Here is a 9,285-nt window from a genome sequence, read left to right as displayed (position 1 = left end):
GCCTGGCCGTAATGGACGGCAGCAGGTGTCATGTAGCCGATGCCCGAATGGCGATGGCGGTCGTTGTACCAAGGGAAGAACTGCTGACAGTGGGCGCGAGCATCTTCGATGCAGCCAAAACGCTGCGGGAAGTCAGGACGGTATTGAATCAACATCAGCGCCGCCACAGCGTAACCCCCTCGAGCGTAGATCGAAGATGCCCGAAAACAAGAACGAACCCACTGGTTGCCCGTCTCCGTGGTCCCATTCACGGTGCTCCTGGCGTCCTTACGGGGCGGGCTGTGTGACCGTGTTCTGATCGAGAGTGACAGCAGTCCCTGCCAACAGTCTGCCGTTTATCGATGCGCCAGTCTTCATGGCGATCGATGTTAGCGACAGTATTACACCGTTAAATTGCGAGGTTGTTCCGATGTCCGCAGCAGCGAAGGTCTGCCAGTAGACGTTCTTGGCCAGTGCACCACCGGCCAGGATAATCCGCGCGCCAGAACTTACTGTGAGGCCTTGTGCTATCTGGAAGATCCAGACATCGTTCGGGCCGCCTGTGAGCGTGACATTCGTCGGTATTACAACTGCGCTGCTCCATTTGTAGGTGGCTGGGCCGAGATTGAGCCCGCCAATATTTCCGGCTCCCACTTCAGTGAAATCGGGTGCCCGTCCGGCGGCATCGGTGTACGCGGTCCCTTTGTCGCCTATGGCTGTGGTTAACCGAGTTGCATCGGTCACCCTGCATGGAAGAGGACCAGCAGCATCGACGGTGTATATCGCCCCGGTCACTTGCGCGCAGGTTAAGCCAATGCCAGCACCAGTCGCCGGGCTCAAGCCTACATCCCCGGTAACCGTGGAAGTCGGAACATTTGTAATCTGCGATTGAGCCAGAATCACAAAATTTCCGGCTGATCTAAGGTTTACCGGTGCGGGGCCTCGACCAGCGCCTCCTGCGCCTGTGCCCGTGCCTGCGGCTGTCGATACGCTTGCGCCGATCCGATCATCTCCTCCACCGCATCCGGCCAGCAAAGCGGCCAGCAGTAATGGCGTAACCGACATAAGTGGTTTGAATAAGCGTTCGATTCTGTTCATTTTCTTTCCTTCTTCATTTGAGGCCGTAAGGGACGTATGCATGGCCGATCCCTTGCGGGTGCGGCCATGACACGCTTCACGACAGTGGCGAATCCCCAGTCTGGTTTTCCATGTCAAAGTCGGATCAACCGGATCTGAGGCCACTCGTTGCTGAGACATGTATCCACCTTTTGATGACGATGGTCTGTTCGCTACGGCACATAGGGCAGGCAAATGGCCCATCTGGCTCCAGGCTGCGTGCAGGGGCGATTCAGGGTAGGGGGCCAATTACATGATCAAGCGGCTACTATGGGGGAAATGCTCGACCGTCTTCTTTTGGCCGGCAGGCGCCATCAACTGGCCGCACCCCGCTGACCGCTTTTGCTGGCAATGCGGTCGCTCAAGCGAAAAAGCTCAGGACACCCCCGATCACCGTCTCCTTCAGACTGTGTGTAAAAACGTCAATGAAAATTTGAATTTCATGCGAGATAAAAAATCGACCTCGTAGAACGACTCATGTGCAGCGATCGCGGGCAGGCTCGGGAATGGTTTTGGTACCCCCAATTTTTCGATCGAAGTGTTTCTTTTCACGTTTTGACACAGCCTCGACTGACAGCTGTCATTCTGGAATTTTCGTTGAGGGTCGCCCAGCAGGTTAATCACCGAATGTATCGGTGATTAACCTGGAATGACGTAGTGGGGTCTCCAACCGGCACGAGGGCGAGCAACTCACCATTCCGTAGAAGGAGTGCGCCGTGGGTGGTTTTGCCGCTTAACGCTGCGCGCTGGATGACTACGTATTCTCCGTTGGCGTATGCAATGGTTGCGAATGTCATGCCTTGAACATACGTAGACTTCACGCCGCTACCCGTTATGGTGAAGGGTGCCACGGCCAAGACTGAGGTTGCAGGATCAACGTTGGCTACGACAGTTTCGCCAGTCAACAATGTGACGGAGGCGTTTGCCAATGTTGCCGTGTACTGCACGGTTTCGTCTAGCTGACCGAAGCTACCGGTCGCGACCAAAGCACCTGTGCAGTCTGGATTGTCGAAGTACTCTTCTTTTCTCATGACAGAGAAAATGGTGCTGCTTGTTGCAGTGGACGTCATCGTCAAGCGCATATGGTTAAGGCAATCTTGCCGCCAGACGCCCTCATATTTTGCGAGCTCGGCGTTTGCGGGCGATACCGCGGGGGACGAAGAGGCTGAGGACGATACCGCGGACGACGGTGAAGCTGAGGCGTCCGAGCTGCCCGAGCCGCCCCCACCGCATGCGACCAGCATCGTCGAGCTTAGCAAAACTGCAAGGTACTTCATTTGAACTCCTCTTTTTGATAACTGCATTTGCTAAGGCTTTATATTTCCTTCTTGACTATTCATTTTGATCGCTTGTAGGCGTCACTGATCTTGCCCCCGAAAAACGCACTTCTCAGCCAATGATTAAATCCAGAGATTGGAGATTACGATTGATAAAACGCAAAGAAGGACAAGTCCAGGGCAAATAAATCCTGGAATTCAAGCTTGGTCAAGAGCACCGACGACCGGCCGCTTTGTAGCGCCATGACCGACCGGTGGTTCTGGACGGAACAGGCTTTTCTCCGGTCGAACTCGAATGACTGCAAAGCTACGAAGCAGGCGCCCAACCATGCGACGTTGACTTGCCCTTGGCGAGACAGCGGAAAACCGGTGCGCGGCTGGGCGCTCGTTCGGGCACCCACGCTCAACCCAAGCGATTAGCTATCAAAAAGTGAGCTACAAGTGCTCGCCAGACAAGCGCTAGAGCCTGATTTAATTAATATTCAGGTTCAACCTGAAAATATCAAAGCCGCTCTTTGGTGTACGAGCCCCGGTCCATATCCACGATCTCCACACTGAGCTGCACCAGCACGCCCGCAGGCTTGGGCGCGAGGCGGCGCAGCACGGCAGCCACGCATTCCGAAAGGTCGCGCTTGGCCTCGGGCGTGCGGCCTGACAGCAGGCGCAACTGGGCATGCACAAACGCGCGCGGGCCGGGTGCGGTGCCGATGGCGAAGCTGTTGGCCACGACGAACCGGGTCTTGAGGTCGGCCTCGTCGGCAATCTCGGGGCTGGCAGTGACGGCCTGGTTCAGCTCCGTGAGGGCTTGCGCCTCGGGGAAGCCGGCGAGGTTGCGGGAGTATTCGACGATGAGGTGGGGCATGGCAGTCCTTGGTGGGGTGAAGGCGGGTTGTGCAAGCGCTCAGGCCACGGGCGGCACCAGAATGGTGGGCGCAGCCGGGGCGGCCAGTTCAGGATAGTCGCGGCTGAAGTGCAGGCCGCGGCTTTCGCGGCGCAGCTGGGCTGAGCGCACGATGAGCTCGGCCACCTGCACCAGGTTGCGCAGTTCCAGCAGGTCGCGCGTGACGTGGAAGTTGGCGTAGAACTCCTGGATCTCGGCCTGCAGCAGCGTGATGCGGTGCGCGGCGCGCTCCAGGCGCTTGTTGGTGCGCACTATGCCCACGTAGTCCCACATGAAGCGGCGCAGTTCGTCCCAGTTGTGCGAGATGACGACCGATTCGTCAGCGTCGGTGACGCGGCTGTTGTCCCAGCGCGGCAGGTCGGGCACGGGCGTGGCGGGCGCGGCGGCAATGGCCTGGGCGGCGGCGCGGGCAAACACCATGCATTCGAGCAGTGAGTTGCTGGCCAGCCGGTTGGCGCCGTGCAGGCCGGTGCAGGCGGTTTCGCCAATGGCAAACAGGCCAGGCAGGTCGGTGCGGCCAGCCAGGTCGGTGAGCACGCCGCCGCAGGTATAGTGCGCGGCGGGCACCACCGGAATGGGTTCCTTGGTGATGTCTATGCCCAGCTCGGCGCAGCGCGCCAGGATGTTGGGGAAATGCTCGTGCAGAAACGCCGGGCTCTGGTGCGAGATGTCGAGGTGCACACAGTCCAGGCCGTGCTTTTTCATCTCGTAGTCGATGGCGCGGGCCACCACGTCGCGCGGGGCCAGTTCGGCGCGCGCATCGTGCTGGGGCATGAAGCGTGTCCCGTCGGGCAACTTTAGCTGGCCGCCTTCGCCGCGCACGGCCTCGCTGATCAGGTAGGATTTGGCGTGCGGGTGGTACAGGCAGGTCGGGTGGAACTGGATGAATTCGAGGTTGGCCACGCGGCAGCCGGCGCGCCAGGCTGCGGCAATGCCGTCGCCGGTGGCGGTGTCGGGGTTGGTGGTGTAGAGGTAGACCTTGCCTGCGCCGCCCGTGGCCAGAATGGTCTGCGGGGCGCGGAAGGTGAGGACTTCGTCGGTCACCTCGTCCAGCGCATACAGCCCCAGGCAGCGCTGGCCGGGCAGGCCGAGCTTGTGCGCCGTGATCACGTCCACCAGCGTGTGGTGTTCAAACAGCGTGATGCCGGGCGCGCTACGCACTACGTCGATCAGCGTGCGCTGCACGGCCGCGCCGGTGGCGTCGGCCACATGGGCAATGCGGCGCGCGCCGTGGCCGCCTTCGCGCGTCAGGTGCAACTGCTCGCCCTCGAGAGTGAACGGCACACCCAAGCCGCGCAGCCAGGCAATCGCGTGGGGCGCGCCCTCAATCACGGCACGGGTGACGGCGAGGTCGCACAGGCCGGCGCCGGCCACCAGCGTGTCGTTCACATGGGCGTCAAAAGTGTCACCCTCGGCCAGCACGGCGGCAATGCCGCCTTGGGCCCAGCCGCTGGCGCCATCGCTCAGGGTGCGCTTGGTCAGCACGGCCACACGGTGGGTGGGGGCCAAGTGCAGCGCGGCAGACAGGCCCGCCAGGCCGCTGCCGATGATGAGCACGTCAAAAGTATGTTGTGGTGATGTTGGGCTGGGCAAGTGGTTCATTGGAGGGCAGTCAGGATTCAGGTCGGGGTGTAGGCCAGGCGCACGTAAATCGGGGCATAGGACTCGGCCTGCGTGATTTCCAGCAGGCATTCCTTGGCCAATTCGAGCAGCGCAATGAAGGTGACCACGAGCACGGGCATGCCGCGCGTGGCATCAAACAATTCCTCAAATTCCAGAAACTTGCGGCCTTGCAGCTTGCGCAGCACGAGGCTCATGTGCTCGCGCACCGAGAGCTCTTCGCGGCTGATGACATGGTGCTGGACCAGTCTGGCGCGCTTCACGATGTCGCGCCAGGCGTCCTGCAAATCGACCACATTTACATCGGGAAAGCGCGGTGCCAGAGACTGCTCCACATAGACCTGCGCGCGCAGGAAATCGCGGCCGAATTGCGGCACCTCGTTGAGCTTGTGGGCGGCCAGCTTGATCTGCTCGTATTCAAGCAGGCGTCGCACCAGCTCGGCTCTGGGGTCTTCCGGTTCCTGACTTTCCGCCGTTTTTCTGGGCGGTAGCAGCATGCGCGACTTGATTTCAATCAGCATGGCAGCCATCAGCAGGTACTCGGCCGCCAATTCCAGATTGGTGGCGCGGATTTCGTCAACATACGTGAGGTACTGGCGCGTGACCGCCGCCATCGGGATGTCCAGAATGTTGAAGTTCTGCTTGCGGATCAGGTAGAGCAGCAAGTCCAGCGGGCCCTCGAATGCCTCCAGAAACACCTTCAGCGCATCCGGCGGGATGTACAGATCGTGCGGCATGGCAAACAGCGGCTCGCCATAGAGGCGGGCCAGTGCGACCTGGTCAATCACCGTCGGCATGTCCAGGGTCAGGGCCGCAGGCAGATCTTGCCCGGCTGCCGGCGGCAGCTCCTGGGGAGACGGCGGGGAGGAAATTTGGGGCATGTTGCAGCCGCTGCGGCCAGAGCAGTCCAGCGGAATTTGCTATAAATAATATAGCTGCTTGAGCCCGTGTAACCTGGGCCTGAAGCCTTTTTTTCTCTTATTTTATGTTGGGGTGGCTGTCGCTGCCGCTGCCGTACACATAGGGCTGCTGCGGCACGCGTGCTTCGCTGTATTCCGACTCGTCGGCCAGGTTCAGGTTTTTGTCCCACAGCAGGGCGCGGCCAGCCCGTTGCTCGGCTTCCAGCGTGGGCCTCTTCGCCTTGAGCTGTTCTATGAACTGAGTGACGTCGGAGGTGTAGTCGGGGCGGCGAAAAAAGGACATGGGTTTGAACTGCCTAAAACATTTGGTTCGCTGATTTTACCGGGGTCTGGCCATCGCTGGTCTCGGGCCTGCCATCATTTCGGCAATCGGGTCTGCAGGAGGCGCTCTTGCCCGGCAGTGCCGACCTTGCGATTAAGCGCTGCGACGCTGCAGGCTCAAGCGTCATGCGGCGCCCGCAGGCCAGCTGACGCAGCGCCTTTTTAGCGAATACGCAGGCCCGGCGTCGCGCCCGGCAAAGGCTCCAGTACATAAATGCCGGGCTGGGCTTTTTCGTCGGCGTGGCTGGCGGCCAGCACCATGCCTTCGCTGACGCCAAACTTCATCTTGCGCGGCGCCAGGTTGGCCACCAGTACCGTGTGCTTGCCGATCAGTTGCTCGGGCCTGTAGGCGGAGGCAATGCCGCTGAAGACGTTGCGCAGCTTGCCTTCGCCGGCATCCAGTGTCAGGCGCAGCAGCTTGGTGGAGCCTTCGACGGCTTCGCAGTTGACGATCTTGGCGATGCGCAGGTCGACCTTGGCGAAATCGTCGATGGTGATGGTGGGGGCGAGCTCTTCGCCGCCGGGTGTGAGCTTCTCGGGTTCCGGGGCGGCGGGCGCTTCAAACAGGGCGTCGAGTTGTTTCACATCGACGCGTTGCATCAGCGGCTTGAATGTGCCCAACTGATGTCCCGGTGGGATAAATTTACTTGGATCAAGCGGCAATTCGATGTCCGACCAGGTAAGGGGTGCGCAGTTAAGGAACTCTTCGGCGTCCTTTGCAAGCAAAGGCAAGACGGGTTTGAGGAATATCGTTAGTGCTTTAAAACCTGCAATCGATGAGGCGCAAATTTGTGCGAGTTGTTCTCTGGCGACCGCATCAGTGGAAGCATTCTTTGCTAAGAGCCAGGGTTTGAACCCGTCAAATTCCTTATTGAGGGCATCTGCCACTTCCATAGTCAATCGCAGAGCCTTGCTGAATTCTCTTGCTTCGAACGCCGCCTTAATTTCGACACTGTTCTGGAGGGCTACAACGAACCCTGCTGTGTTTGCTGTGACGGGGACGCCTTGCAGTGAGCTCATGGCGATTGGCTGCATCTTGTTATCAAAATACTTCGCAAAAAACGGTGCGGTACGGCTGGCAATGTTGATGAACTTGCCGACCAGATCACTGTTGACCCGCGCCATGAAGTCGTCAGCATTGAAGTCAATGTCTTCATTGCGCGCATTGAGCTTGGCCGCCAGGTAGTAGCGCAGCCACTCGGGGTTCATGCCCAGGCTGAGGTACTTGAGCGGGTCAAGCCCGGTGCCGCGACTTTTGCTCATTTTCTCGCCGTTGTTGACGGTGAGAAAACCGTGCACAAAGACGTTGTCGGGGGTTTTTCTGCCGCTGAACTTCAGCATGGCCGGCCAGAACAGAGTGTGGAAGGTGACAATGTCCTTGCCGATGAAGTGGTACTGCTTCAGCGTTGGATCGGCCATGTAGTCTTCAAAACTTTCGCCACGCTTTTCCAGCAGGTTCTTCAGCGAGGCCAGGTAGCCGATCGGCGCGTCCAGCCATACATAAAAATACTTGCCCGGTGCGTCCGGAATCTCGATGCCAAAGTAGGGCGCATCGCGGCTGATGTCCCAGTCACCCAAGCCTTCACTGGTGGTGCCATCGGCGTTTTGGCGCGTCGAAAACCACTCCTTGACCTTGTTGGCGACTTCCGGCTGGAGCTTGCCGTCCTGGGTCCACGTTTGCAGAAATTCGACGCAGCGCGGGTCGGAGAGTTTGAAGAAGAAATGTTCCGAGCTTTTAAGCACCGGCGTGGCACCCGACAAAGCCGAGTAGGGATTGATCAGGTCGGTAGGCGCATAGACGGCACCGCAGACTTCGCAGTTGTCGCCGTACTGGTCTTTGGCTCCGCATTTGGGGCACTGGCCCTTGATGAAGCGGTCGGGCAGGAACATGTTCTTTTCGGGATCAAAGAACTGCTCGATGGTTTTGGTCGCTATCAGGGAGCCTTCCGGGTTGTCGCGCAGATCGCGGTAAATCTGCTGGGCCAATTCATGGTTTTCCACCGAGTCGGTGGAGCTCCAGTTGTCAAAACTGATGTGAAAGCCGTCCAGGTAGGGTTTGCGGCCCGCCGCGATGTCGGCCACAAACTGCTGCGGCGTTTTGCCCGCTTTTTCAGCGGCGATCATGATGGGCGCGCCGTGGGCGTCGTCGGCGCCGACAAAATTCACCTCATGGCCCTGCATGCGCTGGAACCGAACCCAAATATCGGCCTGGATGTACTCCATGATGTGGCCGATGTGGAACTTGCCGTTGGCATAGGGCAGGGCGGTGGTGACAAACAGGCGGCGCTGGGGCATAGAAAAGGCTTTGAAGGAGGCTGGTGGCGTTAAGGGACTAAGCGGCGATTTTAAGTCGCTGGGGGAAACAGCCCGGCGCAATTCCCTGCCAGCTCATGGTTTAAGCCGCCGCGTTAGACTTCCCGTCAGCCCTGCAGGTGAAGGTGGCTTCGCAAAAGTACCCGGCCTGCCTTGTCAGATTCAACTGGAGAATTTCCCGATGGCCCTAGAGCAACAGACCGTTTTGAACGCCCTGCAGACCGTGTTGGACCCCAATACGGGTAAAGATTTTGTCAGCAGCAAAGCGCTTAAAAACCTGCAGATAAGCGGCAGTGACGTGTCGTTTGACGTGGAACTGGGCTACCCCGCCAAGAGCCAGATTCCTGGGCTGCGCAAGAGCCTGATTGCGGCCGTCAAAGGCGTTGCGGGCGTTGACAACGTGTCGGTCAATGTCACGGTCAAGATCGCCAGCCACAGCGTGCAGCGCGGCGTTCAGCTGTTGCCCCAGGTGAAGAACATCATTGCCGTGGCTTCCGGCAAGGGCGGCGTGGGCAAAAGCACCACGGCGGTCAACCTGGCCCTGGCGCTGGCCGCCGAAGGTGCCAGCGTGGGCTTGCTCGATGCCGACATTTACGGCCCCAGCCTGCCCATGATGATGGGCATTGAAGGCCGGCCCGAAAGCGTGGACGGCAAGAACATGGAGCCGATGGAAAACTACGGCCTGCAGGTCATGTCCATCGGTTTTCTGGTGGCGCAGGACGAAGCCATGATCTGGCGCGGCCCGATGGCCACGCAGGCGCTTGAGCAGCTGCTGCGCCAGACCAACTGGAGAGACCTCGACTACCTGATTGTGGACATGCCACCCGGCACCGGCGAC

Annotated in this window: 8 protein-coding genes and 1 pseudogene; 1 reads left to right on the top strand and 8 read right to left on the bottom strand. The window is 59.6% G+C overall.

What is annotated here, in order from left to right; translation table 11 throughout:
* The 8 genes and pseudogenes from B3F77_RS20890 to metG all read right to left on the bottom strand — a co-directional run.
* A pseudogene (locus tag B3F77_RS20890) lies at positions 1–143 on the bottom strand (integrase core domain-containing protein); the annotation flags it as partial.
* A 124-nt stretch (positions 144–267) separates the two neighbouring features.
* Positions 268–1,077 (bottom strand): ice-binding family protein, encoded by an 810-nt coding sequence (locus B3F77_RS04470; protein WP_293603795.1) that lies wholly within the window; start codon positions 1,075–1,077, stop codon positions 268–270.
* 638 nt (positions 1,078–1,715) lie between these two features.
* Entirely contained in the window at positions 1,716–2,372 is a 657-nt protein-coding gene (locus tag B3F77_RS04465) for a hypothetical protein (RefSeq protein WP_293603794.1), read from the bottom strand.
* A 502-nt stretch (positions 2,373–2,874) separates the two neighbouring features.
* On the bottom strand, positions 2,875–3,234 hold the full coding sequence (locus tag B3F77_RS04460; RefSeq protein WP_293603793.1) for a 5-carboxymethyl-2-hydroxymuconate Delta-isomerase: 360 nt from the start codon (positions 3,232–3,234) through the stop codon (positions 2,875–2,877).
* Between the two features lie 39 nt (positions 3,235–3,273).
* Positions 3,274–4,875 carry an L-aspartate oxidase gene (gene nadB, locus B3F77_RS04455; RefSeq protein ID WP_293603792.1) on the bottom strand — a complete coding sequence of 534 codons (1,602 nt, stop codon included), beginning with the start codon at positions 4,873–4,875 and terminating at the stop codon, positions 3,274–3,276.
* A gap of 17 nt (positions 4,876–4,892) precedes the next feature.
* Positions 4,893–5,774: a segregation and condensation protein A gene (locus tag B3F77_RS04450; RefSeq protein ID WP_414702957.1), complete on the bottom strand. Its 882-nt coding sequence runs from the start codon at positions 5,772–5,774 to the stop codon at positions 4,893–4,895.
* A 97-nt stretch (positions 5,775–5,871) separates the two neighbouring features.
* Positions 5,872–6,096 (bottom strand): DUF3460 family protein, encoded by a 225-nt coding sequence (locus tag B3F77_RS04445; protein WP_293603791.1) that lies wholly within the window; start codon positions 6,094–6,096, stop codon positions 5,872–5,874.
* Between the two features lie 200 nt (positions 6,097–6,296).
* Positions 6,297–8,429 carry a methionine--tRNA ligase gene (metG, locus tag B3F77_RS04440; RefSeq protein ID WP_293603790.1) on the bottom strand — a complete coding sequence of 711 codons (2,133 nt, stop codon included), beginning with the start codon at positions 8,427–8,429 and terminating at the stop codon, positions 6,297–6,299.
* A 199-nt stretch (positions 8,430–8,628) separates the two neighbouring features.
* Between metG and B3F77_RS04435 the strand changes: the two genes are divergently transcribed.
* Positions 8,629–9,285 (top strand): P-loop NTPase (locus B3F77_RS04435; protein ID WP_293603789.1); only part of this gene is annotated, 657 nt, incomplete at its 3' end.

The sequence above is a fragment of the Polaromonas sp. UBA4122 genome (assembly GCA_002381615.1).
Lineage (GTDB): Bacteria > Pseudomonadota > Gammaproteobacteria > Burkholderiales > Burkholderiaceae_C > Polaromonas.
The sequence above is the reverse complement of the archived record's forward strand: the minus strand, read 5'-3'. Positions and strand labels throughout refer to the sequence as shown.

Bases quoted from the DNA above. Each gene is read 5' to 3' on its own strand.
- nadB (WP_293603792.1), bottom strand. From the start codon at position 4,875: ATGAACCACTTGCCCAGCCCAACATCACCACAACATACTTTTGACGTG.
- B3F77_RS04450 (WP_414702957.1), bottom strand. From the start codon at position 5,774: ATGCCCCAAATTTCCTCCCCGCCGTCTCCCCAGGAGCTGCCGCCGGCA.
- B3F77_RS04445 (WP_293603791.1), bottom strand. From the start codon at position 6,096: ATGTCCTTTTTTCGCCGCCCCGACTACACCTCCGACGTCACTCAGTTC.
- metG (WP_293603790.1), bottom strand. From the start codon at position 8,429: ATGCCCCAGCGCCGCCTGTTTGTCACCACCGCCCTGCCCTATGCCAAC.
- B3F77_RS04465 (WP_293603794.1), bottom strand. From the start codon at position 2,372: ATGAAGTACCTTGCAGTTTTGCTAAGCTCGACGATGCTGGTCGCATGC.
- B3F77_RS04470 (WP_293603795.1), bottom strand. From the start codon at position 1,077: ATGAACAGAATCGAACGCTTATTCAAACCACTTATGTCGGTTACGCCA.
- B3F77_RS04460 (WP_293603793.1), bottom strand. From the start codon at position 3,234: ATGCCCCACCTCATCGTCGAATACTCCCGCAACCTCGCCGGCTTCCCC.